Origin of the sequence: Janthinobacterium rivuli (assembly GCF_029690045.1) — a bacterium.
Lineage (GTDB): Bacteria > Pseudomonadota > Gammaproteobacteria > Burkholderiales > Burkholderiaceae_D > Janthinobacterium > Janthinobacterium rivuli.
The window spans coordinates 5,415,948-5,441,099 of sequence record NZ_CP121464.1 but is presented as its reverse complement, the minus strand read 5'-3'; the positions used below and the strand labels follow the sequence as shown (position 1 = coordinate 5,441,099).

Annotated in this window: 24 protein-coding genes and 1 other RNA gene; 9 read left to right on the top strand and 16 right to left on the bottom strand. The window is 63.2% G+C overall.

Annotation, left to right across the window (positions count from 1 at the left end; translation table 11 throughout):
* The 4 genes from P9875_RS24700 to P9875_RS24685 all read right to left on the bottom strand — a co-directional run bounded on the left by P9875_RS24700 (position 1) and on the right by P9875_RS24685 (position 5,211).
* The gene (locus P9875_RS24700; RefSeq protein ID WP_278316855.1) at positions 1-747 is read right to left on the bottom strand and encodes a DUF4198 domain-containing protein; all 747 of its coding nucleotides are present in this window, start codon (positions 745-747) and stop codon (positions 1-3) included.
* Positions 748-1,135: 388 nt separating this feature from the next.
* A complete protein-coding gene (locus tag P9875_RS24695; protein WP_278316854.1) occupies positions 1,136-3,532 on the bottom strand; it encodes a TonB-dependent siderophore receptor in 2,397 nt (798 codons plus the stop codon).
* Between the two features lie 87 nt (positions 3,533-3,619).
* Positions 3,620-4,726, bottom strand: coding sequence for a FecR family protein (locus tag P9875_RS24690; RefSeq protein WP_278316853.1), 1,107 nt, complete (start codon positions 4,724-4,726; stop codon positions 3,620-3,622).
* Positions 4,726-5,211 carry a sigma-70 family RNA polymerase sigma factor gene (locus tag P9875_RS24685; RefSeq protein WP_278316852.1) on the bottom strand — a complete coding sequence of 162 codons (486 nt, stop codon included), beginning with the start codon at positions 5,209-5,211 and terminating at the stop codon, positions 4,726-4,728. Before P9875_RS24685 ends, P9875_RS24690 begins: the two co-directional genes overlap by 1 nt.
* A 168-nt stretch (positions 5,212-5,379) precedes the next feature.
* Here P9875_RS24685 and P9875_RS24680 point away from each other — a divergent pair, with 168 nt between their 5' ends.
* Complete coding sequence (locus tag P9875_RS24680) at positions 5,380-7,011, top strand: alpha-D-glucose phosphate-specific phosphoglucomutase (RefSeq protein WP_278316851.1); 1,632 nt, start codon at positions 5,380-5,382, stop codon at positions 7,009-7,011.
* 51 nt (positions 7,012-7,062) lie between these two features.
* On the opposite strand, the gene P9875_RS24675 is transcribed toward P9875_RS24680, so the two are convergent.
* The 5 genes from P9875_RS24675 to groES form a co-directional block, all read right to left on the bottom strand.
* Positions 7,063-8,637: an oligopeptide:H+ symporter gene (locus P9875_RS24675; protein ID WP_035821620.1), complete on the bottom strand. Its 1,575-nt coding sequence runs from the start codon at positions 8,635-8,637 to the stop codon at positions 7,063-7,065.
* An 82-nt stretch (positions 8,638-8,719) separates the two neighbouring features.
* A complete protein-coding gene (locus tag P9875_RS24670; RefSeq protein ID WP_278316850.1) occupies positions 8,720-9,289 on the bottom strand; it encodes a GNAT family N-acetyltransferase in 570 nt (189 codons plus the stop codon).
* Positions 9,290-9,349: 60 nt separating this feature from the next.
* A complete protein-coding gene (locus tag P9875_RS24665) occupies positions 9,350-9,826 on the bottom strand; it encodes a hypothetical protein (RefSeq protein WP_278316849.1) in 477 nt (158 codons plus the stop codon).
* 230 nt (positions 9,827-10,056) lie between these two features.
* Positions 10,057-11,706, bottom strand: coding sequence for a chaperonin GroEL (gene groL / locus P9875_RS24660; protein WP_035821617.1), 1,650 nt, complete (start codon positions 11,704-11,706; stop codon positions 10,057-10,059).
* A 50-nt stretch (positions 11,707-11,756) separates the two neighbouring features.
* Complete coding sequence (gene groES, locus P9875_RS24655) at positions 11,757-12,047, bottom strand: co-chaperone GroES (protein ID WP_010400979.1); 291 nt, start codon at positions 12,045-12,047, stop codon at positions 11,757-11,759.
* Between the two features lie 534 nt (positions 12,048-12,581).
* Here groES and P9875_RS24650 point away from each other — a divergent pair.
* The 5 genes from P9875_RS24650 (at position 12,582) to P9875_RS24630 (ending at position 14,835) form a co-directional block, all read left to right on the top strand.
* On the top strand, positions 12,582-13,328 hold the full coding sequence (locus P9875_RS24650) for a hypothetical protein (RefSeq protein WP_278316848.1): 747 nt from the start codon (positions 12,582-12,584) through the stop codon (positions 13,326-13,328).
* Positions 13,329-13,457: 129 nt separating this feature from the next.
* On the top strand, positions 13,458-13,748 hold the full coding sequence (locus tag P9875_RS24645; RefSeq protein WP_306558416.1) for a DUF904 domain-containing protein: 291 nt from the start codon (positions 13,458-13,460) through the stop codon (positions 13,746-13,748).
* Positions 13,748-14,059, top strand: a complete 312-nt coding sequence (locus P9875_RS24640; protein ID WP_034747344.1) for a cell division protein ZapA — start codon at positions 13,748-13,750, stop codon at positions 14,057-14,059. The genes P9875_RS24645 and P9875_RS24640 overlap by 1 nt, the downstream gene beginning before the upstream one ends.
* A gap of 54 nt (positions 14,060-14,113) precedes the next feature.
* Positions 14,114-14,291, top strand: a non-coding RNA gene (gene ssrS, locus P9875_RS24635) — 6S RNA.
* A gap of 79 nt (positions 14,292-14,370) precedes the next feature.
* Positions 14,371-14,835, top strand: a complete 465-nt coding sequence (locus P9875_RS24630; RefSeq protein WP_099402908.1) for an EVE domain-containing protein — start codon at positions 14,371-14,373, stop codon at positions 14,833-14,835.
* On the opposite strand, the gene P9875_RS24625 is transcribed toward P9875_RS24630, so the two are convergent.
* The 3 genes from P9875_RS24625 to P9875_RS24615 form a co-directional block, all read right to left on the bottom strand.
* Complete coding sequence (locus P9875_RS24625; protein ID WP_099402909.1) at positions 14,832-16,328, bottom strand: GGDEF domain-containing protein; 1,497 nt, start codon at positions 16,326-16,328, stop codon at positions 14,832-14,834. The two genes, P9875_RS24630 and P9875_RS24625, sit on opposite strands and share 4 nt — an antisense overlap.
* A gap of 154 nt (positions 16,329-16,482) precedes the next feature.
* Positions 16,483-17,313 carry a prolipoprotein diacylglyceryl transferase gene (gene lgt / locus P9875_RS24620; RefSeq protein WP_099402910.1) on the bottom strand — a complete coding sequence of 277 codons (831 nt, stop codon included), beginning with the start codon at positions 17,311-17,313 and terminating at the stop codon, positions 16,483-16,485.
* 79 nt (positions 17,314-17,392) lie between these two features.
* On the bottom strand, positions 17,393-18,304 hold the full coding sequence (locus P9875_RS24615) for a LysR family transcriptional regulator (protein WP_278316847.1): 912 nt from the start codon (positions 18,302-18,304) through the stop codon (positions 17,393-17,395).
* 174 nt (positions 18,305-18,478) lie between these two features.
* Here P9875_RS24615 and ilvD point away from each other — a divergent pair, with 174 nt between their 5' ends.
* On the top strand, positions 18,479-20,344 hold the full coding sequence (gene ilvD, locus P9875_RS24610; RefSeq protein ID WP_072455527.1) for a dihydroxy-acid dehydratase: 1,866 nt from the start codon (positions 18,479-18,481) through the stop codon (positions 20,342-20,344).
* Positions 20,345-20,564: 220 nt separating this feature from the next.
* On the top strand, positions 20,565-20,876 hold the full coding sequence (locus P9875_RS24605) for a c-type cytochrome (RefSeq protein ID WP_034747381.1): 312 nt from the start codon (positions 20,565-20,567) through the stop codon (positions 20,874-20,876).
* Between the two features lie 21 nt (positions 20,877-20,897).
* On the opposite strand, the gene P9875_RS24600 is transcribed toward P9875_RS24605, so the two are convergent.
* On the bottom strand, positions 20,898-21,899 hold the full coding sequence (locus P9875_RS24600) for an NAD-dependent epimerase/dehydratase family protein (RefSeq protein WP_051959013.1): 1,002 nt from the start codon (positions 21,897-21,899) through the stop codon (positions 20,898-20,900).
* An 88-nt stretch (positions 21,900-21,987) separates the two neighbouring features.
* Here P9875_RS24600 and P9875_RS24595 point away from each other — a divergent pair, with 88 nt between their 5' ends.
* Positions 21,988-22,890: a LysR family transcriptional regulator gene (locus tag P9875_RS24595; RefSeq protein ID WP_278316846.1), complete on the top strand. Its 903-nt coding sequence runs from the start codon at positions 21,988-21,990 to the stop codon at positions 22,888-22,890.
* Here P9875_RS24595 and P9875_RS24590 read toward each other — a convergent pair.
* From P9875_RS24590 to P9875_RS24580, 3 genes are all read right to left on the bottom strand, one after another.
* Positions 22,883-24,025, bottom strand: a complete 1,143-nt coding sequence (locus P9875_RS24590; RefSeq protein WP_034747385.1) for a branched-chain amino acid ABC transporter substrate-binding protein — start codon at positions 24,023-24,025, stop codon at positions 22,883-22,885. The two genes, P9875_RS24595 and P9875_RS24590, sit on opposite strands and share 8 nt — an antisense overlap.
* Before the next feature lie 334 nt (positions 24,026-24,359).
* On the bottom strand, positions 24,360-24,725 hold the full coding sequence (locus tag P9875_RS24585) for a hypothetical protein (protein ID WP_278316845.1): 366 nt from the start codon (positions 24,723-24,725) through the stop codon (positions 24,360-24,362).
* The gene (locus P9875_RS24580) at positions 24,722-25,147 is read right to left on the bottom strand and encodes a DNA polymerase III subunit chi (RefSeq protein WP_278316844.1); all 426 of its coding nucleotides are present in this window, start codon (positions 25,145-25,147) and stop codon (positions 24,722-24,724) included. Before P9875_RS24580 ends, P9875_RS24585 begins: the two co-directional genes overlap by 4 nt.
* Between the last annotated feature and the right edge of the window lie 5 nt (positions 25,148-25,152).

Below are 25,152 nucleotides of genomic sequence, written 5' to 3'. Positions count from 1 at the left end.
TCAGTCGTGTTCCTTGCTCGGTGGCACGGCCGGGCCGGCCGGCAGCGGCGTCACGCCTTGCGGCTGCACCAGGCTCAGGGTCGTCACGAACATGGCCTTGTCATAGGCTTGCGCGCCGCGCTGGCCAGCCGTCTTGTCCGTGTGCTGCACTTCCAGCACATAGGTGCCCTTCCATGGCAGCGGGAAGCTGACCAGGCCTTGCGCATCGCTCCACGCTTCCTTGCCCCAGCCCGATTGCACCACGGCGTTGACCTTGGCCTGCGCCAGCGGCTTGCCCTGGTAGCTGACCTGGAACTGGCCAGGTTTGCCGGTTGGCACGAGATCCAGGGTCAGGGCCGGTGCTTGCGCCTTGCCGTCGGCGATCAGGCGCGCGGCCGGGACCCACACGGTGCGCGTGCTCTTGCCATCCTTTTTCTCTTCCCACGATGGGTAGTTGTCTTCCTCGACGATGATGCTTTCGCCGGCGCCCGCCTTGCCATTGAGGATGAACGCGCCGGCCGTCTTGCTCGCCTGCAGCGGCTGCGCGCCCTTGGCCGACACCCACGTCACGTTCCTGATGCTGAACTTGTCCAGCAGGCCGGGCGACGCTTCGCGCAGGTTGTCGCCGAATTCGCCGAAGTACACGCTGGCCGCCTTGCCGTCCTGCTGCAGCCAGATCTGGTGTGCGCTGGCCGTGCCGGAAACGAGGGCCGCGCCCAGCAGGGCGGTGACGAGGGCGCCGAGGCGCGCGATGGAAGTGAGGTGCATGGTGTATGCCTTAGTTTGTGGTGAGAAACGTGGTTGTCGCAGCGGTGCAAGGTACCGGAAAGTGGCGGCGGCAGCGCCGGCCAGCGAACGTGCTCGCGCCATGAAACTACCTTTTTGCGTTATTGATACGGGAAGGCTTGCTTGGCAGGGATGCCTGGCTGGCGCAGCGTGTCATCCAGCTGCGCACCAGCCATGCCGTCCTGGCCGGTCGATGGCAGGCGGGACATGCGGGAGGCGGACTCCGAACGGAATCCAAATGTGAATGAGAACTATTCTTATTATAGTGTGAGGTTGCGAGACATGCAAGAGAGAGGTGTTGTAACGATGTCGTAAACGAGCACGGCCACCGTACTGACGCGGTGGCCGTGCATGCGCAGGAGAGCGGGCGTTACAGCTGGCCGCGCAGGGTCAGCATGGCGTTGCGTGGTTCGCCATAGAAGTTGGAGCCATAGGCGGCCCACACGCGCGTGTAGTATTTTTTATCGAACAGGTTGTTCACCGTCAGCGACAGCTCCAGCTTGGGACTGAGGCGGTAGCCAGCCTGCAAGCCCACCGTGGTGACGGGGCCCTGCTCGAATTTCACGGGGCCGTTCAGGCGGTACATGCTGCTGACGCTGCGCAAGCCGCCGCCCACGCTGATTTTATCGAGCGCGCCGGCCAGCCGGTAAGTGGTCCACAGATTGACATTGTGGCGCGGCGCGATGAAGGTGTACAGCTGGGCCTTCTGATCATCGCTGCCTTCCAGGGTGCGCGTGCTGGTGTAGGAATAGCCGCTCGTGATGTTCCAGCCCGGCAGGGGGCTGCCGCTCAGCTCGGCTTCCACGCCCTGGTTGCGCATCTTGCCGGCGCCGATGGAAAACAGCGGGTTGGCCGGGTCGGGCATGACGCGGTTCTCGTCTTCCATGCGAAACAGGGCTGCATGCGCGTTGACGTTCTTGTCGAACAGCTCCGCCTTCAGGCCTAGCTCGAACTGCTGGCCCGTGCGCGGTTTCAGGATCTGGCCGGCGGCGTCCGTGGTGGTCTGGGGCGAGAAGATGCGCGTGTAGCTGCCGTAGGCCGACACCTGCTTGTCGAGTTCATAGACCAGGCCCGCGTACGGCGTGAATTTCGCATTGATGGTGTTGCTGACATCGGTGAACTGGTTGAAATAGGCATTGCGGTTGACGGTATGGTTGTTCCGGTGCGTCAGGCGCCCGCCCAGGTTGACGGCGAGCCGGTCCGTCGCTTGCAGGCGGGTGCGCGCGTACAGGCCGAACTGCTTGGTGCGGTTGTCGTTGCCGTTGGAAAAGGTGTAGCTGGGCCGGGCGATATTGTTATCCGGGTGGAAGATGTTGATCGGCGCAGTGTCGCCGCCACCATACTGGAAATTCTTGTGCACCTGGCGGTAGTCGGCACCCACGATCAGGTCGTGGCTGCGGCCGAACGCCTGGAACGGCGTCGCCAGCCAGGCATCGAGTCCCTGCGTCTTCCAGTGGCTGCGGTAGGTCCAGCTGATCAGGCAGCTCTCGCCCGTGACGGGGTCTGCCGAACAATCGGGCCAGCCGAAATGGCGCGATGGTTCGTCCTGCTCGCGGTACAGGGCGGTCACCTTGAACTGGCCGCCGTTGTCCAGTTTGTGATCGAGTTCGGCAAAATATTCCGTGACCTTTTCCGTGATGTGGTTCCAGGCCGGGTCGAGGTAAGTGGAGCGGGGCACGTCGAGCAGGCGCCCGTCTTCATAGGCGGGCAGGCCGAAGGCGGGACGGCCCTTGTATTCCTGCCAGGTGACGCCGCCCGTCAGCACGGTGCCCGGTGCCACGTCGATGGCAACGGTGCCGTACAGCAGCGGTTTTTCCGCATACACGTGATCGACGAAGGAGCGCCGGTGTTCGTAGGCGGCCACCAGGCGGCCGCGCACCTTGCCGTCCGCGCTCAAGGGGCCCGTGACGTCCGCTTCCGCATAGTAGCGGTCCCAGGAACCCGCGCTGAGCACGCCGCTGGCGGTGTAGGTGTCGCGCGCCCGCTTGCGCACCAGGTTGATGCTGCCGCCCGGGTCGCCCGCGCCCTGGAACAGGCCGTCCGGTCCGCGCAGCACTTCCACGCGGTCATAGATGGCCAGGCCGAAGCCGGCCGACAGATCGTTGCCCGTGCTGGCCGGCGTCATCACGCCATCGACCTGTACCGAGTCCAGCGCATGGCCGCGCGAATAAAAATTGCCGTGGTTGCCGCCCGTGCTGCTCGCTTCGACGGTGATGCCCGTCACGCCGCGCATGGCGTCGTCCAGGTTCAGCAAATTCTGGTCGTTCAGCTGCTGGCGCGTCAGCACGGAGATGGACTGGGGAATCTCGCGCAGGCTTTGCCGGCCCTTGCCGATGCTCACTGCCTGTGCCGCATACGACTTCGTCAGTTCGGTATCCGTCGTCGCCTCCTGGCGCGCGCTGATGGTGATTTCCGCCAGGGTCGCCACCTTGCCCGTGGTGGCGGGCGCCGGGCGGATGATGACGCTGTTGCCGTCGATGCTGGCGGACAGGCCGCTGCCGGCCAGCAGACGCTCCAGGCTGTCGGCCACGCTCAAGGTGCCGCTGACGGCGGGCGCCGTCTTGCCGGCCACCAGTTCCGGTGCAAACAGCAGTTGCAAATTGGCTTGCCGCGCCAGCTCATTCAGGGCTTGCCCCAGAGGCTGGGCGGCGATGGACAGTGTGACGGCGGGCGCCGTTTGCGCGTGGGCGAGGGAAATGGTACCCAGGGCCAGCATGGCGGCCAGGGCGAAGGGGGCGGGTGTCAGATTGAGGCGGGGGGACCACATGTTGCATTTCTCCAGGTTAATTTATTGTCGATTAAGCTGGTAGACGCGGCAGCGGGCAAAACCCTCACCTGCGAATGCGAATTATTTTCATTTATTTTTTGGGAGTTGCATGGCCGGTGCCTGCGCAGCGGCTTTCGGCGCCATGCCGATGGTGCTGACGCTGCCGCTGCGCACGACTTGTACGGGCAAGAGTTGCGGCAGGGCGGCGGCGAAGCGGTCGAGCTGGGTCAGGCTGAAACTGCCGCCGATGCGCAGCTGCGCGACGGCGGCATCGCGCACGACGAAGCCCGTGTCGCCATAGCGTTCGAATTCGGCCAGCGCCGCGCCCAGCGGCACATTGTCGAAGGTGATCCTGCCGTTGCGCCACGGCGCCACGCTGCCCGAAGCCAGGCTGGCGACGGCGGACAGGCGGCCGCCGGCATCGCTGCTGACGCCCTGGCCGGCCCGCAGGTCGACCTGGTCTTGCCCTGCGCCCGCCACGCGCACCTGGCCATGCTGCACGGCCACGCGCAGCTGTGCGTCGTGCGCCAGCGTGTTACGCACGGAAAACTGTGTGCCCACCACCGTCACTGTCAAGGGACCGCTGAGCACGTCGAACGGCTGGCCCTGCTTCGATTGCACCTGGAACAGCGCTTCGCCGTGCGCCAGGCGCACTTCGCGCCGCTGGCGGTACAGGGTGACGTGCAGTTGCGTGGCCGTATCGAGCTGCACCTGGCTGCCGTCGGGTAGCGAGACGGCAAGGCGCTGGCCGCGCGCGGTGGCATACGACTGGCTGAACGTGGGTTGCTGCCACCACTGGTAGCCGCCCGCGCCCACGCCGAGCAGCAGCATGGCGGCGGCCGCATACGGCAGCATGCGCAGGGAGCGCAGAAGCGGCCGACGGGGGGATGGCGCTGGCACTGCCTGGGGCACGGCCCAGCGCGCGGCGACCTGCGCGGGAATCCGGCGCGCCGCGCGATAGGTGTCTTGCAACTGGGCATACGCGTGCGCGTGCAGCGCATCGCCCGCCAGCCAGGCGTCAAACTCGGCCTGTTGCCGCGCATCGAGGTTGTCGCGCCGGCTGAACCACGTGGCTGCAGCCAGCGCCACGTCATCTTGCGTGGCGGCAAAGTCGGCGTACTCGCGCAAGTCCGCCTGCTCCTGGGCGGAGGGGCCGAAATCATGGCGGGGCGGGTGGGCGGTCATGGGCGGCATTATGCGCATTCCCGCAGAGAACGCAACTGTGCCTGGCAACTGAGCATGCCGCGCGCGATATGTTTTTCCACCATGCTCACGGAAATGCCCATGCGCGCGGCGATCTGTGCGTGCGGCAATTCCTCGAAGACGTGCAGCACGAAGGCGTCGCGGCAGCGCGGTGGCAAGGCGTCGATGGCGGCCACGCAGGCTTGCCAGTCCTGGCTGCTTTCCAGCGCCTGTTCCGGCTGCAAATGACGGGGCCCTGCCGGATGCGCGACCTCCGGCAGGGCGTCGAGTTCCTCGTGCTGGCGCACGGCGGCGCGGCGGTGCTGGTCGATCAGCAGGTTGCGCGCCGTGTGGTACAGCAGCGCGCGCGGTTCGCGCACGGCCGCCTCGCCCAGCACGCGCGCATAGCTTTCCTGCACCAGGTCGGCCGCAGCCTCGCGGTTGCGCACGCTGCGCCAGCAAAAGTTCAACAGTTCTTGGTAATAGCGTGCAACCACGGCGTCCGATGTATGAGTCCGCAGCCAGGAATGCCGCATATGAGAATGATTCTCATTATATGGCATGCCGCGATGTCGTGTTAAGCGGCTTGGCGCACCGTGGCAGACGTACAACGCTTTGCCCTGCAGCCAGCATCGTTTAACATGGGAAGTTAATAAGGAGGCAAGATGGCTATTCAAATCATCAATACGGCGCCGGTGGCCGGCCAGCGGCCTGGCACCTCGGGCCTGCGCAAGAAGGTGGGCGTATTCAGCCAGCCGCAGTATCTGGAAAACTTCGTGCAGAGCGTGTTTGACACGCTGGGCGACTGCCGCGGCCAGACTTTGGTGCTGGGCGGCGACGGGCGTTACTACAACCGCGCGGCCATCCAGACGGTGCTGCGCATGGCGGCCGCGCATGGCTACGCGCGCGTGCTGCTGGGGCAGGGCGGCATTTTGTCGACGCCGGCCGTCAGCTGCGTGATCCGCAAGCATGGCGCCAGCGGCGGCCTCATCCTGTCGGCCAGCCATAATCCGGGCGGCCCCGATGGCGATTTCGGCATCAAGTACAACATCGCCAATGGCGGCCCGGCGCCCGAAAAGGTCACCGAGGCCATCTACGCCTGCACGCAAGGCATCGCCGAATACCGCATCAGCGACGCTGCCGACATCGACCTCGACACCCTGGGAGTGGCGCGCATCGAGCAGATGACGGTCGAAGTGATCGATCCCGTGCTTGACTACGCGGAACTGATGCAGCAGCTGTTCGATTTCGACGCCATCCGCGCCCTGTTCGCGGGCGGCTTGCGTATCTGCTTTGACGGCATGCACGCCGTTTCCGGCCCGTATGCGACGGCCATCCTGGAAGGCATGCTGGGCGCGCCTAAGGGCAGCGTCATCAACGGCGTGCCCCTGGAAGACTTCGGCGGCGGCCATCCCGACCCGAATCCCGTCAACGCGCAGGAATTGATCGCCATCATGGCTGCCGACGATGCACCGGACTTCGGCGCCGCCTCGGATGGCGACGGCGACCGCAACATGATCGTCGGCCGGCGCTTCGACGTCACGCCCTCGGACAGCCTGGCGATTTTGGCCGCCAACGCTACGCTGGCGCCCGGCTACCGCGACGGTTTGAAAGGCATCGCCCGCTCCATGCCCACGTCGGGCGCGGCTGACCGGGTCGCTGGCGCGCTGGGCATCCCTTGCCACGAGACGCCGACGGGCTGGAAGTTCTTCGGCACCCTGCTCGACGCGGGCATGGTCACCCTGTGCGGCGAAGAAAGCTACGGCACGGGCTCGAACCACGTGCGCGAAAAAGATGGCCTGTGGGCCGTGCTGTTCTGGCTCAACCTGCTGGCAGCGAAAAAACAATCGGTGGAAGAGATCGTGCGCGCGCACTGGGCGGAATATGGCCGCAATTACTATTCGCGCCACGACTACGAAGACATCGACAGCGCCGGCGCGCAGCAGCTGATGGAGGCCGTGCGCGGCCAGCTGGCCGCCTTGCCCGGTCAGGTCGTCAACAGCTACACGGTGGCGCTGGCCGACGATTTCAGCTACACGGACCCCGTTGACGGCTCCGTGGCCACGCAGCAGGGCATCCGCATCATCATGACGGACGGCGCGCGCATCGTGCTGCGCCTGTCCGGCACGGGCACCGAGGGCGCGACCCTGCGCCTGTACCTGGAGCGCTACGAAGCCGATCCGGCCCGGCACGATATTCCCACCCAGGAAGCGCTGGCAGGGCTGATCGCCGTGGCCGGGCAGCTGGCGCAGATCCGCGAGCGCACGGGGCGCGATGGGCCGACGGTGACGACGTAAAAAAAGGGCGCCCGATGGCGCCCTTCTTGATTGCGGCAAATCAAACCGGCATCATGCTTTCGCCGGCACCACCGCCTGGCGGTAGTTATCGACCATCTTGTAGCGCTTCGCATACAGGCCGAAAGCCAGCATGGCGACGGCGGCAAAGGCGGCGAAGAAGAACATCTGGAAGGCCGTCACGCTGATGCCGCTTTCGGCGATCTTGCCGATCACGCCTTCGTTCATGACGCTGCGGTTGACGATCAGCACCCACAGGTTGCCCACCGTGGTCGACAGATTCCAGAAGCTCATGATGGCGCCCTTCATCGAGACGGGCGCCTGGCTGTAGGCAAACTCCAGTCCCGTCGCCGAGACCAGCACTTCGCCGAACGTCAGCAAGGCGTACGGCAGGATCTGCCACATGATGGAGACGGCATTGCCGCTGTCGAGGGCCAGCTGCAGCAGGCCGATGACGATCCACGCCAGCGAGGAAAAGCCGATACCGGCCGTCATGCGGCGCAGGGCCGTCGCTTCCAGGCCGAAGCGGTTGAGCATCGGGTACAGCACCAGATTGTTGAACGGGATCAGCAGCATCACCAGCATCGGGTTCAGCGCCTGCATCTGCGCCGGCAGGAACCAGCTTGGTTTTTCCATGGTGTTCGCTTGCACGATCCACGTCGAGGCCTTCTGGTCGAACAGCGAGAAGAACGGCGTGACGAGGGCGAAGATGACGAGGATGCGCAGCACGGCGCGCACGCCTTCGACGGCTTCGTCAGGGTGGATGCCGCGTGCGCGTTCCAGCTGCATGGCCGTGCCGATGCTGCCGAAGGCCAGCAGCAATACCAGCGCGGTACATGCGGAAATGACGAAGCCCCATTCGGGAATGCTGTAGAACGCATACAGGGCGCCGACGACGCCGACATAGGCCACATACAGGCCTGGGCGCGAACCGCCATCGACGCGGGCCAGCAGGGCCGTGCGGGCCACGCGGGTGAACGAATCGGGGTTTGGCGGTGCCGGCGGCACGTGCACGTATTTCTTGGCGCCCATCCAGAAGACGATGGTGGCGGCCAGCATCATGATGCCGGGGATGCCGAAGGCGATCGACGGACCGTAGTCGCGCAGGAACATCGGCATCAGCAAGGACGCGAAGAAGGAGCCGAAGTTGATGATCCAGTAGAACAGGTCGAAGACCAGCTTGGCCTTGTGCTTGTTGGTCTGGTCGAACTGGTCGCCGACGAACGAAGCTACCAGTGGCTTGATGCCGCCGGAACCGAAGGCGATCAGGAACAGGCCGAAATAAAAGCCGTTGACGCTGTTTTCAAACAGGGCCAGGCAGGCATGGCCGGCGCAATACACGAGGCTGAGCCAGAAGATGGTGTTGTACTTGCCAAAGAAGCGGTCGGCCAGCCAGCCGCCCAGCAGCGGGAAGAAATACACGCCGATGACGAAGGTGTGGAAGACGTGCTTGGCTTCGCCCGTGCGCTGGTCGATCGGGATCATCAGCAGCAGGGTGCTGATGAGGAATGGCGTCAGGATGTTGCGCATGCCATAAAAGCTGAAGCGTTCGCAGCCTTCGTTGGCGATGATGTACGGTATTTGCCGCGGCATTTTGCCCGTGGCGGTTTGTGTCTCGGCCGATGACATTGGCTCTCCCCCAAGTTTTTTTTGTAAGCCGCGATGCTAAGGCCTGCCGCGTTTGCTTGCAACAGAAAAAACGGCCTGTCCGCTATTTCGCAGGGATTTGTAAGGTATTGATTTTCATAAAGACATTACTTTCGGCACTTGCAATGGCACTTGCACGAACCGGGCGGGGCAGCAACAGCTGCATATGCAGCATGCCATCCGCCGCGGGACGGTCCTCCAGGGTAAAGCCGCAAGCCAGGTACAGGGTCAATGCCGCATGGTTGTCCTGCGCCACGGCCAGGCGCACGCGGGCCAGTTCGGGCACGCTGCAGGCGTGTGCAATGGCCGCCTGCACCAGTTGCCGTCCCGCACCGCACCCGCGCGCCTGCGGCGCCACGTACACGCTCCACAGACTGGCCTTGTCATGCACGACGGCAATCGGCTCGCGGCGCAGGCCGGCCATGCCGATCAATTGTTCTTCATTGAAAGCGCCAAATATTATTTGGTGCGAGGTGGCGCGCAAGCGCTCGGCTATCTGTGCCAGCGGCAAGCCGCTTTCCGCCGCCTGCGTGGTGCAGAAGGCGGCGGGCAATTCGGCGATGCCGGCCAGGCGCAGCGCGCGGTAGGCGCTGGCGTCGTCTGGCGTGAGGGGGCGGACAGTGATGACGGGCATGTGGGCGAGTATCGGGCTTTGATGCCAGAAAGTAAAGCTTGCGCTACAACGCCGGCGTAGTTACTGCGTGGCGACGCGCTGCATGGGCGCGTTGTCCTTGCGCCATTGTTCCAGGCTGATCAGGTCGCCGCTGACGATGTCGTCAACGAGGATGCGCTTGCCATCGGGCGTGACGACGAAACTTTCCCAGCGGTGCGCCGCATCGGGCGTGCTTTCGAAAAAGCTCAGCTGGTAGCTGGCGACGCCATCGACGAGGCGCGTCTCGGGCGACGTTTCCATCACGGCGCCGTGCGCGCGGCCGCCCGAAGCCTTTTCGATATGCGCCGACCAGGCCTTGATTTCCGGCAAAGCCAGCAAGGCATCGACGGCGCGCGCGTTCTGCTCTGGCGCCGCCGCGTTGCTGCTCGCGGCCGGGGCATTGCCCTCGTGCGGCGCGGACTGCTGGTGCATGTAAAAAGCGACTAGCCCGGCGGCCAGCAAGCCGGCCAGGATGCCGGCGATGATGGTGGTTCTGGAAGAGGAGGCGCGTGGCGGCATGATGGTGGGCGTGAGAAAGAGGGACGATGGCGGCCATGCTAAAGCAAAACGCACAGGCGGGCAATCGCCGGGCTTGCCAAATCAACAGGCCAACAGGCGAAAAAAAGCTACCTTCCGTAGAAGATAGCTTTTCGGGGCTGCCGGGGAGGGAAAGGCAGCTTTTGGTCTGCTGTGTCTCCCCAGCGTATGCATCCCTGCGCGCCGTCGCCTGCGCGCGGGGATGCCGGACATTACATCATGCCGTCCATGCCGCCCATGCCGCCCATACCACCCATGCCGCCGCCCATGCCGCCGCCTGCTTTGTCGTCAGCGATTTCGCAGACCATGCAGTCGGTTGTCAGCATCAGCGAAGCGATCGAAGCGGCGTTTTGCAGCGCCGAACGGGTCACTTTGGCTGGGTCCAGAACACCCATTTCAACCATGTCGCCATACGTGCCGTTGGCAGCGTTGTAGCCGTAGTTGCCCGAACCAGCCAGTACGGCTGCCACGACGACCGAAGCTTCTTCGCCAGCGTTTTGCACGATCATGCGCAGTGGCTCTTCCATTGCGCGCAGAACGATTTTGATACCAGCGTCTTGATCAGGATTGTCGCCCTTGACCGTGATGTTGGCGCGTGCGCGCAGCAGGGCTACGCCGCCGCCTGGCACGATGCCTTCTTCCACGGCAGCGCGGGTAGCGTGCAGTGCATCTTCAACGCGGGCTTTTTTCTCTTTCATTTCGACTTCGGTGGCTGCGCCAACCTTGATCACGGCAACGCCGCCAGCCAGTTTGGCCACGCGCTCTTGCAGTTTTTCACGGTCGTAGTCCGAGGTCGCTTCTTCGATCTGTACACGCACTTGTTTGACGCGTGCTTCGATAGCGGCAGCTTCGCCGGCGCCATCGATAACGATGGTGTTTTCCTTGCCCACTTCGATGCGTTTCGCTTGGCCCAGTTCGGCCAGGGTCACTTTTTCCAGGGTCAGGCCGACTTCTTCAGCGATCACTTGGCCGCCGGTCAGGACAGCGATGTCTTCCAGCATGGCTTTGCGGCGGTCGCCGAAGCCAGGGGCTTTCACTGCGCACGTTTTCAGGATGCCGCGGATGTTGTTCACAACCAGGGTGGCCAGCGCTTCGCCTTCGATGTCTTCTGCGATGATCAGCAGTGGACGGCCAGCTTTGGCGACTTGTTCCAGTACCGGCAGCAGGTCACGGATGTTCGAGATTTTCTTGTCGCACAGCAGGACGAATGGGCTGTCCAGTACGGCAACTTGTTTCTCTGGGTTGTTGATGAAGTATGGCGACAGGTAGCCGCGGTCGAACTGCATGCCTTCAACGATGTCCAGCTCGTCGTTCAGCGACTTGCCGTCTTCCACGGTGATCACGCCTTCTTTGCCGACTTTTTCCATCGCTTCAGCGATACGCTCGCCGATCGAGTAGTCCGAGTTCGCCGAGATCGCGCCAACCTGGGCGATTTCTTTGGTCGTGGTGCAAGGACGGGCGATTTTCGCCAGTTCTTCGACGGTCGCTGCAACAGCTTTGTCGATACCGCGCTTCAGGTCCATCGGGTTCATGCCGGCGGCAACGAACTTCATGCCTTCGCGCACGATGGCTTGTGCCAGCACGGTTGCGGTGGTGGTGCCGTCGCCGGCGTTGTCGCTGGTGCGGGAAGCAACTTCCTTGACCATTTGCGCGCCCATGTTCATGAGCTTGTCTTTGAGTTCAACTTCTTTCGCTACCGATACACCATCCTTGGTGACGGTAGGGGCGCCGAACGAGCGCTCCAGAACCACGTTGCGGCCTTTCGGGCCCAAGGTGACTTTGACTGCGTTGGCGAGGATATTGACGCCTTCGACCATCTTGGCGCGCGCTGCGTCGCCGAATACTACTTCTTTAGCTGCCATGTTCAATTCTCCTGAGTTTCGGGATGTATCTGTCTACAACGTGGAAACAATTACTTGACGACGATCGCCATGATGTCTTCTTCGCGCATGACCAGCAGCTCATCGCCGTCAACTTTGACGGTTTGGCCGGCGTACTTGCCGAACAGGACGCGGTCGCCCACTTTGACATCCAGAGGACGGACTTTGCCGTCGTCGAGAATCTTGCCATTGCCTACGGCAAGGACTTCGCCTTGATCCGGTTTTTCAGCAGCTGCATCAGGAATGATGAGGCCGGACGCAGTTTTGGTTTCCTGGTCGAGGCGTTTGACGATGACGCGATCGTTCAATGGGCGCAGATTCATACAAAACTCCTTAAAGTTCAATGGATAGGTGTTGCTAAATGAATACATGCCTGGCACAGCGCCAGGCCTGCTTTCAGTGACCGCCGTTGAAAGCAGCCCGCAACGGTCAAGCAAACCCCATGTCATCCTGTCCTTGCCTGTATCCGGCAGTGGTGCATCGCGGCGTCGCCCGCCGCGTAGCGTTCCCTGCAGTGGTCTGGCAAGCACCATCAGTCCTGAGGATTACTACGAAAGAGTTTGTTAGCACTCTCTACTAACGAGTGCTAATTATAGGGACGGTAGGGGGCTTATTCAAGGGCTTATTCTCCGGGAAGATATACATAGACGTTCTGCGCAGCCTGCATTTACGCAGGGTTTGCGCTGGCGCAAGCCAACTTCCCGGGCGTCAGCAACAGGCGCGACTCTAGCATGCCGTCCGGAGAGGGGCCGTTCCTGTACGCACAGGAAACAGAGTTTCACTATGGAATTTGATAAGATGATTGTAATTGCATATCAATATCGCCACATATGACTACTTGCACGAGAAAGAACGCCATGCCATTTCCGCCTTCCCGCTCCGCGCTGCGCCTGCTGGGCGCTACCCTCATCGGCCTCGCCTGCCTGGGCAATGCCGCCGCGCAAACGCCCACCATCGCCGACGAGATCACCGTGGCGACCCTGACGCCGCAGGAAAAAGACAGGCTGCTGGGCGATTTGTTCAAGGACTTGAACAAGGACGACGACGACCAGGAAGCGCACGTGTGGGACAACGGCGGCGACCGCGGCGTGATGGTCAAAGTCACGTATAACTTCAGCAATTCCGGCATGACGGAGCACAGTTTGAAGGCGCATGTGTGCCGCGACCTGAAATTCATCGTCACGGCGGGCGGCAAGTCGCAGGACCTGAGCCGCCGCACCTGTTCGCAGAACAGCGGGAAATGGGATGTGCAGGGCAAGGATCCGGCGCCCGTCGTGTATCCGCCTTTCCTGTCCGACGTCACCATCGCCAGGCTGAATGCACAAGAACAAGCATCGTTGCTGAAGGCCGCCGTGCGCACCTTGAAAGATGAAGAGGATGGCAAGAGCCGCCAGTGGAGCAACAAGGGCCTGGGCAACGCGGTGCCACTGGCAGTGCGCCTGACGCCTTCGGGCACGGACGCCAAACCTGGCAGCTACAGCCGTACTTGCCGCGACCTGACGATGGTGCTTGACGGCAAGAGCGGCAAGCAGGAGTTGACGCGCCGCTCTTGCGAAAACCGCTATGGCGGTCTCGATATCGAACCCGATTACGTCGACGAGTAAAACGCTGCCATCGCTGCGCCGGCGGATGCGCGCACTTGGCGAAAAGCGCCGGAAAAAGCGTGTATTGTCCGCCAACTGCCCTGCATTGATGTAAATATGTGTGACAGCGGCGTGATTCGATTGACGCCCATGGAGCGTCCGCCCTATAGTGGCGGCATGATTTCCGAATTCAACGAATTATCCGACAAAATAGGCCTGCTGGCCGAAATGACCCATGCGCTGCGCCGTGAAAACGCGCAACTGCGCAAGGACAATGCCGCGCTGGCCGCCGACAACGCCCTGTATGTGCAACGCATGCGCGAAGCGCAGGAGCGGGTGGAAGCGTTGCTGGAAAAAATTCCCGAACTGGTGCAAGCTGGCCTGGAGCAAGCCGCTTCGGAAGCGGGCGCCTATATTGCCGAGAACGAGAAGGAAGCGTAATGCCGCGTGTCGATGTCAATATCATGGGCCAGTCCTACAGCATGGTGTGCCGCGACGGCGAAGAGCGCGCGCTGCGCGAAGCGGCGATCTATCTCGATAGCAAAATGAAAGCCATCCGCGACGCGGGCAAGGTCAAGGGTAACGACCGCATCGCCGTGCTGGCCGCCCTGGGCGTGGCCGCCGAATTCCTCTCCGTGAAGTCGCCGCAAGGTCCGCTGTCGGAATTGACGATACTGGAAGTGAAGCAGAAAATCTCGGCCATGCACACGGTATTGGATAGCGCCTTGACGCCCCAGGAAAACCTTTTTTAAGCGTGCACGCGACGATTTGTCTTTGCGATGCGCGAGCAAAGGAGTAAACTTGGGTCTACCCTGCGGTGTTCGCGATTGCCATATATTCCTTGAACCATTTATGCGCATCGGTTGCGAATTTTGTTTGATGGGAGTGAGCGTCGCTCGTTCGACGAACCCGAAATTGAACTAACGTGACCACCTTGAACCGTTTGGTTCGGGATGCCGGCATAGCGGCACAGGCGGGGCCCAATTTGAAAGAAAACGAAAAACGGTTGCAGCAATGATGCGCAACCGTTTTTTTACGCCTGTCGCTTTGATACGGAGTCTGCATGAAACAATACTGGCTGATGAAGTCCGAACCCGATGAAGTGAGCATCGACGACCTGATGGCCGCGCCGCAGCACACCATGCCGTGGTTTGGTGTGCGCAATTACCAGGCGCGCAACTTCATGCGCGATGGCATGCGGCCGGGCGATGGCGTGCTGTTCTATCACTCGAGTTGCCCGCAGCCGGGCGTGGCGGGCGTGGCCGAAGTGGCCAGCGGCGCCTATCCCGATCACAGCCAGTTTGAAGAGGGCGGCAAATACTTCGACCCGAAAGCCACGCCAGAACAACCGCGCTGGATCAGCGTCGACGTGCGCGGCGTGAAGAAGACGGCGCTGCTGCCCCTGTCCGAGATGCGCCAGATGCCGGAACTGGAAGACATGCTGCTGCTCAAGAAGGGCAGCCGGCTGTCGATCACGCCCGTGACGCCGGCGCAATGGAAAGTCATTACCGGCAAGCTGGGAAGCTAAGCCTCGACCCGGTTGCGGCCATTCTGCTTGGCCCGGTACAGGGCCTGGTCGGCGGCGGCCAGCAATTGTTCCGGCGTCTGTCCTGCGTCATGCAAGGCCAGGCCGATGCTGGCCGTTACCAGGCCGCCGCGCGACGGCGCGTGGACGATGGCGGCCGCGGCGATCGCCTCCTGCATCTTGTGCGCCACCGCCAGCGCGCCGTCGCCATCGGTGGCGGGCAGGATGGCGGCAAACTCTTCGCCGCCGAAGCGGGCCGCCAGGTCGCTGGCGCGCGGCAGCGCGGAATGCAGGGCGGCCGCGATCCGCACCAGGCAGGCGTCGCCATACGGGTGGCCGAAGGTATCGTTGAGGCTTTTGAAGAAATCGATATCGATGATCAGCAGCGCCAGCCCCTGATGGTTGCGCGCGGCGCGCTGCCATTCCAGCTGCAATGTCTGGTCGAAGCAGCGCCGGTTGGCGATGCCCGTCAAACCATCCGTCAGCGACAGCTTTTCCAGTTTGTCATGCGCCGCACGCAAGGCCAGTTCGCTTTGCATGTAGCGGCTTTGCAGGGTGGCCGAGCGCAGCGCGTGGACCAGCAGCGCGACGAACAGCGACGCCGCCGCCAGGTAGAAATGCGCGCGCATGACGGCAAAGCCCAGGCCCAGCAAGGCGGCCGTAAAGAGGATGGGACTGAAATTGTCGATCAGCAGGGTCAGCTTTTGCGGGGTCTGCTGCGCCTGTGCGCTTTCCGCACCGGACCGCGCCGCCGTGACGCGCATGGACAGCAGCACCAGGATCAGGAAGGGCAGGCTGGGCAGCACCTCGCTCCAGGCTTCGGTCGCGCCATGCAAAGTCAGATAGTTATACGTGGCCGCGCAGCCCGCATAGCACCATAAGAACACCGCCAGCAGCAGGTAAAAGCGGCCTTGCCCGCCATCGCGGCGGTGCGCCAGCAGGCGCAGCGAGGCGCAGCAGGCCAGGGCCAGGTTTTCCACGTTGTAGGTCAGCACCAGCAGACTGGCGGGAATCGGCGCGATCGAGCGCTGGTCGAAGGGCGACACGGAAAAGATGGCCGTATAGGCCAGGTAGGCCGCCAGCAGCACCTGTACGGCGTCGAGCCATTGCAAGGTGCGCGAGGGATGCTCGTGCGTCACGGACGACATGGCCAGCAGCAGGGGCGCGCCGTACATGAAATAGGCGAAATCGGAAAAATACGTGGCGTCGGAAGCCACTTGGCCGCTCAGGTCCTGCCAGGCCGACAATATCATGCCGGTGCTCCAGAACAGCATGGCCACGGCGAACAGGGCCCAGCCTGTCCTGGCCGCGCCTGCCGCGCTGACATAGGCGCAGCGGCAACAGGCGGCCAGCGCCAGCAGGGGCGCGACGATGCTGAACGCATAGCTGACCCAGGGCGCGCGTGCGCCGGCCCACGCCGTCAAGGCCAGCTGGGCCAGCACATAGCCGGCGCCCAGCGCAATCGAGTACCTCAGTTTTTGTCCGGCAGGCAGCATGGCAAGGCATCCCCGGTGGCGGCACGTTGAAACGATGATACCGATATGTCAACAGCAAGTCTATTCCACTAGGAAATTTTATTGTGTCGAGGGAAATGTTGCGGAAGGAGATAGTGGCGCACCTGCCTGGCGCGCCACCGGGGAAGCAGCGGTGTTACGTGTTTGCCGGGCGGGCCTTGGTGGGCGGCGTGCCCATTACCTGGCTTTTATACGCCCACACCAGCAGCGCGATGGCGCCGATGATCATCGGCAGGGACAGCATCTGGCCCGACGTGATCGGCACGCCCAGCCACACGACTTCCCAGTCCGGCGTGCGGAAGTATTCCGTGAAGAAGCGCGCGCAGCCGTACAGCAGGGTGAACATGGCGCCCACGGCCATGCGCGGACGCTGCTTGCGCGCAAACAGCCACAGGATGATGAACACCAGGATGCCATCGACCAGCATCTGGTAGAGCGGCGACGGGTGCACGGGATACGGAATGCCCGGCCACTGCATGGCCCACGGCAGGGTGTCCGGCGCGATGCGGCCCGGCAGTTCGGCATTGATGAAGTTGCCCAGGCGGCCGGCCGCGTAGCCGAGCGGCACCAGCGGCGCGATGAAGTCGAGCACGTCGAACAGATTGCGGCCCGCCTTGCGGCTCCACAGATACATGGCCAGGATGACGCCGAGGAAGCCGCCATGGAAGGACATGCCGCCATGCCAGACCATGAAGATTTCGAGCGGATTGTGCATGAAGTATTCGGGACGGTAGAACAGCACTTCGCCCAGGCGCCCGCCGATCACCACGCCCAGCATGCCGTAGAACAGCATGTCATCGAGGTCTTCCTTCTTCCAGCCCAGCACGGCGATATGCGGCTGCTTGATGCGCACTCTGCCCAGGATAATGAACAGGGCGAAGGCCAGCACATACATCAGGCCGTACCAGTGCACGGCGAGCGGGCCGATCTGGATGGCTATCGGGTCGGGCATCGGGTGTATCAGCATGGGGTTTCTTTCTTTGTTTAAAGCCAAGGTTGCGTAGTATGGGGGCGCTGGCGGTTTTTTGCCTTAGCGGCCACTTAATTTAATCGGTGGTCGCGCTGAACTGCTTGCGCAGCAGCGCCAGGAAACCTTGCAGCACGGCGGACGGATTGTCGCGGCGCCAGGCCAGGCCCGTTTCCACCAGCGGCGTGGCGTCCTGCAGCGGCCTGTATTCTACGCCGGGGCGCATCAGATTCGATACCGATTGTGGCACAAGCGCGATGCCCATGCCAGCCGAGACGAGGCTGACGATGGTTTGCATCTGGATCGCTTCCTGGCCGATCTGCGGCGTGATGCCGGCCGCGCGGAATACGCCGAGGATGGCGTCGTGCAGGGCGGGAGAAATGGCGCGCGGGAAAATGATCAGGGGCAGGGGCGGCACGTCGCGCAGGCGCACGGGTCCCGGCGCATTGAATATGTCGAGGCCGGACGGCGCGGCCAGCACCAGTGGTTCGGCCAGCACGGGCAGGTAGTCGAGGTCCCCTTTCGCCTTTTCGGGCAGCGGCGGGATCAACAGGCCCGCATCCGTGCGCCCGGCCAGCAATTCATCGAGCTGCAGGTCCGAGGTGGCTTCCTGCAGCGCGATCTGCACTTGCGGGTAAGCCGTCTGATAAGCGCGCAGCAGCGGCGGCAGCACGCTGTAGTCGGCTGACGAAACGAAGGCCAGGCTCAGACGCCCCGCCTCGCCCTGCGCGGCCCGCAGCACCAGCGCGGATAAATCCTGCGCCTGCGCCAGCAGCCGGCGCGCCTCGGGCAGCAGGGCCGTGCCGGCCGGCGTCAGTTGCACCTCGCGCCGGGTGCGCACGAACAGCGGCGCACCCAGCAGTTCTTCCAGGGCCATGATGGTTTGCGACAGGGGCGGCTGCGTCATGTGCAGGCGCGCGGCGGCGCGGCCGAAGTGCAATTCCTCGGCGACGGTGACGAAATAGCGCAGCTGGCGCAGTTCAAGGTTCATATGCGTTTCCATGCGGATTGATTGCTGTGATATGTAAAACGACTCACAGACACGTGCATCATATATTTGACAGTGGCGCGCGCGCAAGGCAATCTGGCGTACCCCCACTGCATGCAGGGTTTTGTTGAAAATCCGGGCAGTCAGGCATTATTCATTTCTCGGAAGGTCCCCATCATGCCGCAATACCGCTCCCGCACCACCACCCACGGCCGCAACATGGCTGGCGCCCGCGCCCTGTGGCGCGCCACCGGCATGAAGGACGGCGACTTCGACAAGCCGATCATCGCCGTCGTCAACTCGTTCACCCAGTTCGTGCCCGGTCACGTGCACCTGAAGGACCTGGGACAGATGGTGGCGCGCGAAATCGAAGCGGCCGGCGGCGTGGCCAAGGAATTCAACACCATCGCCGTCGATGACGGCATCGCCATGGGCCACGGCGGCATGCTGTATTCGCTGCCGTCGCGCGACTTGATCGCCGACTCCGTCGAATACATGGTCAACGCCCACTGCGCCGACGCCATGGTGTGCATCTCGAACTGCGACAAGATCACGCCGGGCATGCTGATGGCCGCCATGCGCATCAATATCCCCGTCGTCTTCATCTCTGGCGGCCCGATGGAAGCGGGCAAGGTCGTCAAGGTGGTCAACGGCACGCAGAAGATCATCAAGCTCGATCTGGTCGACGCCATGATCAAGGCGGGCGACAGTACCGTGTCCGACGCCGACGTGGCGGAAATCGAACGCTCGGCCTGTCCGACCTGCGGCTCGTGTTCCGGCATGTTTACGGCCAACTCGATGAACTGTCTGACCGAGGCGCTGGGCCTGGCCCTGCCCGGCAACGGCACCATCCTGGCCACGCACTCGGACCGCCAGCAGCTGTTCCTGCGCGCGGGCCGCCTGATCGTGGAGCTGGCCAAGCGCCACTACGAGCAGGATGATTATTCGGTGCTGCCACGCTCGATCGCCACCAAGGCCGCGTTTGAAAACGCCATGGCGCTCGACGTTTCCATGGGCGGCTCGACCAACACCGTGCTGCACTTGCTGGCCGCCGCGCACGAGGCGGAAGTGGAATTCACGATGGCCGACATCGACCGCATCTCGCGCAAGGTGCCGTGCCTGTGCAAGGTCGCGCCGATGACGGACAAATACCATATCGAAGACGTGCACCGCGCCGGCGGCATCGTGGGCATCCTGGGCGAACTGGCGCGCGCCGGCCTGCTCAACACGACCCTGCCGACCATCCACGCGCCGACCCTGGCCGACGCCATCGCGCAAAACGACATCAAGTGCACGGACGATCCTGCCGTGCATGAACTGTTCCGCGCCGCACCTGGCGGCGTGCCGACGCAGACGGCGTTCTCGCAGTCGGAGCGCTTCGCGGCAGTCGACACGGACCGCAGCACGGGCTGCATCCGCGACAAGGCCCACGCCTACTCGCAAGATGGCGGCCTGGCCGTCTTGTACGGCAACCTGGCCGAAAAGGGCTGCATCGTCAAGACGGCGGGCGTCGACGAAAGCATCCTGAAATTCTCGGGCAAGGCGCGCGTGTTCGAAAGCCAGGACGCGGCCGTCGCTGCCATCCTGGAGGACACCGTGCATGAAGGCGACGTCGTCATCATCCGCTACGAAGGCCCGAAAGGCGGCCCCGGCATGCAGGAAATGCTGTACCCGACGTCGTACATCAAGTCCAAAGGCCTGGGCAAGGCGTGCGCGCTGTTCACGGACGGGCGCTTCTCGGGCGGTTCCTCGGGTCTGGTGATCGGCCACGCCTCGCCGGAAGCGGCCGAAGGCGGCGCCATCGGCCTGGTGGAAGAGGGCGACTTCATCGACATCGACATCCCCGAGCGCACGATCAACCTGCGCGTGACGGATGCGGAGCTGGCCGCGCGCCGCGCCGCCATGGAAGCGAAGGGCGATGCTGCCTGGCTGCCCGTCAACCGCGAGCGCTATGTCTCGCAGGCGCTGCAGGCGTATGCGGCGCTGACGACGTCGGCCGACCGCGGCGCCGTGCGCGATCTGTCCCAACTGAAGAAGCGCTGATCTGTTGCGCAAGTAAGACAGCCGGCCCCGTTTGACTATGCGGGGCCGGCTGTCGTTACATCGCCTTACAAACAACATGGTCATGGATGCGCAGATGGGGCAGAATATGCATGCCTCCCGTCTACATTGCGTTACTACATTGAAACGCTTGATCTGGGCTCGTGGTGCATCTGCGGAAACACAGTAAAATGCCGCAGGAAGTAACTTTGGAGAAAAGACAATGAAACGTTTTATGTTGGTGAGTGTATTGACCGTATCGGCTCTGGCATCGCAAGCAGCGTTGGCCAATCCGGATCTGGCGAAAGCAAAGAACTGCATGGCTTGCCACGCGGTGAGCACGAAACTGGTGGGCCCTGCGTTCAAGGACGTGGCTGCCAAGTACGCTGGCCAGAAAGACGCTGAAAACAAGCTCGTGGCGAAAGTCATGAAGGGCGGTTCCGGCACCTGGGGCGCGATCCCGATGCCAGCGAACCCGCAAGTGAGCGATGCGGAAGCCCACACCCTGGTCAAATGGGTACTGGCACAGAAATAATCTGTGCCGCAGTACCTGCAATTAGCGCGCCGGCAATCCCGGCGCGTTTTTTTTGCCTGCTTCCTTCAGATTCCCCATGCCCTGCAATGTCGCCCGCACCGCCTCGTCGAGCGGCGTATGCGGCTCTTGGCCCAGCACGGCCAGCAGCCGCGCATTCTCCATGGATAGAGGCGTTTGCCACAGATAGCGCATCTCGCGCATTTCGCGCAGGGTCGCCACGAATGGCGACGCCAGCGCCACCAGCCACCATGGAAAACGCCGGATGGCGGGCGCAGCTCCCGTCGCCTGTTCCACCACGCGGGCAATCGCCCCCGTCATTTGCCGGCCGTCGTGGTCCCAGTGGCCGGCCATGTGAAAGCGGGCAAAGGCGGGCAAGGTGGCCCGCACGGCCAGCAATTGGACCATCGTGCGCGCCACGTCGGGCAGGTAGGACCACTGGTGACCCACGCCGGGCGCGCCCGGATACAGCACACTGCGCACGGGCTGGCCCGGTTTCACCAGGCCCTGTGAAAACCAGTTGTTGCCGGCACGGGGGCCAAAGAAGTCGCCCGCGCGCACGATGATGACCCTGGCGCCCTGCGTGCTGGCCCGTTCCAGCCGCGCTTCCAGTTCCACGCGGATGGCGCCCTTGCGCGTGAGCGGGCGTTGCGGCGCGTCTTCCGCCAGCACCGGGAAGGCATCGGGACCGAAGTTGTACACGGTGCCGGGCAGCACGATGGTGGCGTTTTCGGCCATCGCCGCGGCAATCGTATTGTCGAGCATGGGCAGCACCAGCTGGCCCCAGTGGCGGTAGCCGGGCGGGTTGACGGCGTGCACGATGACGGCGCAGCCTTTCGCGGCGGCCAGCACGTCCGTGCGCGACAGGGCATCGCCGCGCAGCCATTCAATGCCGTCGCCGCGTGGTGATGGCAGCTCTCCCCGCGTCAGGGCGCGCACCCGCCAGCCCGCCGCCAATAGCTGGCGCACCATCTCGCCGCCGATGCCGCCCGTGGCGCCCAGTACCAATGCTGTTTTGTCCATCATGACCTCCGTCTGGTTGATGGTGCCAGTATCTGCCGCGCAGGGTTAATTGGGAATTGACGAGCATCGACCACAGGCTATACATTTATGTATGACTACCTCGATTGCCTGGGAATATTACCGCTCGCTGCTGGCCGTGCTCAAGCACGGTTCCCTGTCCGGTGCCGCCCGCGCGCTGGCCATCACGCAACCCACCGTCGGCCGGCATATCGCCGCGCTCGAGCAGGCGCTGGGCGCGACCCTATTTACGCGCTCCCAGTTGGGTTTGCTACCGACGGAAGTGGCGCTGGCGTTGCGGCCCCATGCGGAAACCATGGAACACACGGCCGCACTGATGGAGCGCGCCGCCAGCAGCCAGGGGCAGGGCGTGGCCGGTGTCGTGCGCATCGCGGCCAGCGAAGTGGTGGGTGTGGAGGTGCTGCCGACTATACTGGCCCGCTTGCGCGCACGTCATCCGGACCTAGTCATTGAATTAGTATTGAGCAACAAGGTGCAGGATTTGCTGCGCCGGGAAGCGGACATCGCCGTGCGCATGCTGCGGCCGCGTCAGGAACAGCTGGTGGCGCGCAAGGTGGGCGAGATCGAACTGGGCCTGCATGCCCATGTGGACTACCTGGCGCAACACGGCACGCCGCTGGCATTGGCCGACCTGGCGCGCCATGCCGTCATCGGCTACGACGAGGCGAGCCCCTTCGTGCGCAACGCGGGCGCGGCTTTCAAGGGATTTATGCGGGAAAATTTTGCCTGGCGCAGCGACAGCGACCTGGCGCAACTGGCCCTGATACGCGCGGGCGCCGGCATCGGCGTGTGCCAGGCGGGGCTGGCGGCGCGCGATCCGTCCCTGCGGCGCGTGTTGCCGCAAGCGTTTTCGCTACCGATGGAAACCTGGATCACCATGCATGAAGACTTGCGCGGCAGCCTGCGCTGCCGCGCCACCTTCGACGCGCTGGCCGAAGGCTTACTCGCTTACGTGGCTGAACAGCCGCTTATTTGACGACTTCCATTTTGGTCTTCTTGCCTTCCCGGTAGGTGAACAAGGTCAGCGCGCCATCCTTGATGTCGCCGTTGGCATCGAACGAGATCGGGCCCGTCACGCCCTGGTAGTGCACCTTGGCCAGGAATGGCAGGTAGACGGACGGTTTCGACGATTTGGCGTCGGCCATGGCGGTGGCCATGGTCATCACGGCATCGTAGACGTATGGCGCGTACAGCTGCACTTCCATATTGTATTTCTGCTTGTAGCGGGCGCGGAAATCGTCCATGCCTTTTTGCTGCGCGCCCGTCACGCCGCCCGCTTCCGCGCAGGTGACCATGTCTTCACCCACGGCGTCGCCCGCCAGCTTGCCCAGCGGTTCCGTGCACAGGCCGTCGCCGCCCATGAACTTGGCCTTGATGCCCAGCGCCTTCATCTGGCGCAGCATCGGGCCGCCCACGGAATCCATGCCGCCAAAGAAGATCAGGTCAGGATTTTTCGACTTGATGCTGGTCAAAATGGCATTGAAGTCCGTCGCGTTGGCATTGGTAAATTCCTTGCCGACGATTTGCACGCCAGGCGCGGCCTTCTTGGCGCCCTTGACGAACTGTTCCGCCACGCCCTGGCCGTAGGCCGTGCGGTCATCGATGACGGCGATTTTCTTCGCTTGCAGCTTGCCCACGGCATATGCGCCCAAAGTTCCCCCCAGCTTGTTGTCATTGGCGACGACGCGGAAGGCCGTGTTGAATTTCTGCTGGGTGTACGTCGGGTTGGTGGCGGCCGGTGAAATCTGCGGAATGCCGGCATTGAAGTAAATGCGCGAGGCGGGAATCGTCGTGCCCGAGTTCAGGTGGCCGACGACGCCGTTGACCTTGGCGTCGACCAGCTTTTGCGCCACGGCCGTGCCCTGTTTGGGATCTGCTGCGTCATCTTCGGGCACCAGCACGAATTTCACGGCTTTGCCGTCGATCTTGAAGCCTTTGGCGTTCAAATCCTCGATGGCCATCTTGGCCGCGTTCTCGTTATCCTTGCCCAGGTGGGAGCTGGCGCCAGAGACCGGGGCGACGTGGCCTATCTTGATGATTTCCTGTGCGCCCGCATGGCCGGCAAAGGCGAGGGCGAGGGCGAGAGGAAGGACTTTGGTCTTGAGCAGCATAAACATTCTCCAATGGATAAAGATACGGCGGCGTCTCGTGAAAACCGCTTCGAGGGGCGGTACGTGTGGAGAAAGGTACAACAAAAAACAGGCGGCGCAAAGCCGCATTTCGGGCTTTTTACATTTTGTCGCAACAATCACCAAAGTGAGGCGCGATGCACCGATTTCGCAGGCGCGAGCGCACCAAAGAATGGCGTTGGGAGGGGGAAGGGTGTAGGGCGAAAATACATTTATGGTCATTTACCCCAAAGGCGTAAATGCCGGGGTCAGACCCGTCGGGTCTGACCCCAGATTTTTGCCGGTGGGTGAAATGGTGCCACCGACAGACGTGCAGTTACTGTGCGGGAGGATGCAGGTGTCCTAATTCGTGACTGACCGCATGCGCCACGATCTGTTCCAGCGACTGCTGCAAGTCTTCGCGCAAGGCTCCCCGCATGCCGATCAGAGCGTTTTGCAGGGCCATCTGCAGCACGTGGGCAATGCGCTCTTCCAGCAGATGGTCGATCTTGCCTTGCACCTGATGCAGGATGCGCTGCGTCAGCCGCTGTTCGATGGCGTCCCAGTCGGGCTGCGCCACCATTGGCGCCAACGCCGGCGCTGTCTCGATAACTGGCTCTGCTGGCATGGAAGGAGATACCTCCGGCCCCAGCAGCACCTCCGTCAGCAGGGGGATGCCCTGGTCGAATGGCTGCTGGCTCATGTCTTCCCTGCCACGAAGTGGGTCGGCTGTACGTTTTGCTGGCGGTAGTGCAGGAAGCGCTGGCGGCCCGCCTGCGCATCTTGCTCCTCCATGGAAACGATCTCGAAGACGCGCTGGAACTGCGCGTAATTGGCCGGCGGCAACTGCGACAGGTTGACGAGGATGTCGTGGTGCGGCAGCTCGGCCGCTTCGTCATCGGTCAGGATGATCGGCGTTTGCGCCGCCAGCGGGTCGCCGGCCAGCACGTGGGGCAGGAAATCCGTGGCGGAAATGGTCCACATGGCGCTGTTCAAGGCCTCGAGCTGGGCGCTGCCATCCACCAGCACGACGACCTTGTTGCCAGCCATATAGGCCTTGCGCGCCAGACGGCAGGCGTAGGCCAGCTTGTCCGGCACGTTGCTGTGAAAATCGACGCGGCTCATGGCGA

Excerpts from the sequence above, each read along its gene's own strand:
- P9875_RS24700 (WP_278316855.1), bottom strand. The coding sequence starts at position 747 with ATGCACCTCACTTCCATCGCGCGCCTCGGCGCCCTCGTCACCGCCCTG.
- P9875_RS24695 (WP_278316854.1), bottom strand. The coding sequence starts at position 3,532 with ATGTGGTCCCCCCGCCTCAATCTGACACCCGCCCCCTTCGCCCTGGCC.
- P9875_RS24690 (WP_278316853.1), bottom strand. The coding sequence starts at position 4,726 with ATGCCGCCCATGACCGCCCACCCGCCCCGCCATGATTTCGGCCCCTCC.
- P9875_RS24680 (WP_278316851.1), top strand. The coding sequence starts at position 5,380 with ATGGCTATTCAAATCATCAATACGGCGCCGGTGGCCGGCCAGCGGCCT.
- P9875_RS24675 (WP_035821620.1), bottom strand. The coding sequence starts at position 8,637 with ATGTCATCGGCCGAGACACAAACCGCCACGGGCAAAATGCCGCGGCAA.
- P9875_RS24670 (WP_278316850.1), bottom strand. The coding sequence starts at position 9,289 with ATGCCCGTCATCACTGTCCGCCCCCTCACGCCAGACGACGCCAGCGCC.
- P9875_RS24665 (WP_278316849.1), bottom strand. The coding sequence starts at position 9,826 with ATGCCGCCACGCGCCTCCTCTTCCAGAACCACCATCATCGCCGGCATC.
- groL (WP_035821617.1), bottom strand. The coding sequence starts at position 11,706 with ATGGCAGCTAAAGAAGTAGTATTCGGCGACGCAGCGCGCGCCAAGATG.
- groES (WP_010400979.1), bottom strand. The coding sequence starts at position 12,047 with ATGAATCTGCGCCCATTGAACGATCGCGTCATCGTCAAACGCCTCGAC.
- P9875_RS24650 (WP_278316848.1), top strand. The coding sequence starts at position 12,582 with ATGCCATTTCCGCCTTCCCGCTCCGCGCTGCGCCTGCTGGGCGCTACC.
- P9875_RS24645 (WP_306558416.1), top strand. The coding sequence starts at position 13,458 with ATGGAGCGTCCGCCCTATAGTGGCGGCATGATTTCCGAATTCAACGAA.
- P9875_RS24640 (WP_034747344.1), top strand. The coding sequence starts at position 13,748 with ATGCCGCGTGTCGATGTCAATATCATGGGCCAGTCCTACAGCATGGTG.
- P9875_RS24630 (WP_099402908.1), top strand. The coding sequence starts at position 14,371 with ATGAAACAATACTGGCTGATGAAGTCCGAACCCGATGAAGTGAGCATC.
- P9875_RS24625 (WP_099402909.1), bottom strand. The coding sequence starts at position 16,328 with ATGCTGCCTGCCGGACAAAAACTGAGGTACTCGATTGCGCTGGGCGCC.
- lgt (WP_099402910.1), bottom strand. The coding sequence starts at position 17,313 with ATGCTGATACACCCGATGCCCGACCCGATAGCCATCCAGATCGGCCCG.
- P9875_RS24615 (WP_278316847.1), bottom strand. The coding sequence starts at position 18,304 with ATGAACCTTGAACTGCGCCAGCTGCGCTATTTCGTCACCGTCGCCGAG.
- ilvD (WP_072455527.1), top strand. The coding sequence starts at position 18,479 with ATGCCGCAATACCGCTCCCGCACCACCACCCACGGCCGCAACATGGCT.
- P9875_RS24605 (WP_034747381.1), top strand. The coding sequence starts at position 20,565 with ATGAAACGTTTTATGTTGGTGAGTGTATTGACCGTATCGGCTCTGGCA.
- P9875_RS24600 (WP_051959013.1), bottom strand. The coding sequence starts at position 21,899 with ATGATGGACAAAACAGCATTGGTACTGGGCGCCACGGGCGGCATCGGC.
- P9875_RS24595 (WP_278316846.1), top strand. The coding sequence starts at position 21,988 with ATGACTACCTCGATTGCCTGGGAATATTACCGCTCGCTGCTGGCCGTG.
- P9875_RS24590 (WP_034747385.1), bottom strand. The coding sequence starts at position 24,025 with ATGCTGCTCAAGACCAAAGTCCTTCCTCTCGCCCTCGCCCTCGCCTTT.
- P9875_RS24585 (WP_278316845.1), bottom strand. The coding sequence starts at position 24,725 with ATGAGCCAGCAGCCATTCGACCAGGGCATCCCCCTGCTGACGGAGGTG.
- P9875_RS24580 (WP_278316844.1), bottom strand. The coding sequence starts at position 25,147 with ATGAGCCGCGTCGATTTTCACAGCAACGTGCCGGACAAGCTGGCCTAC.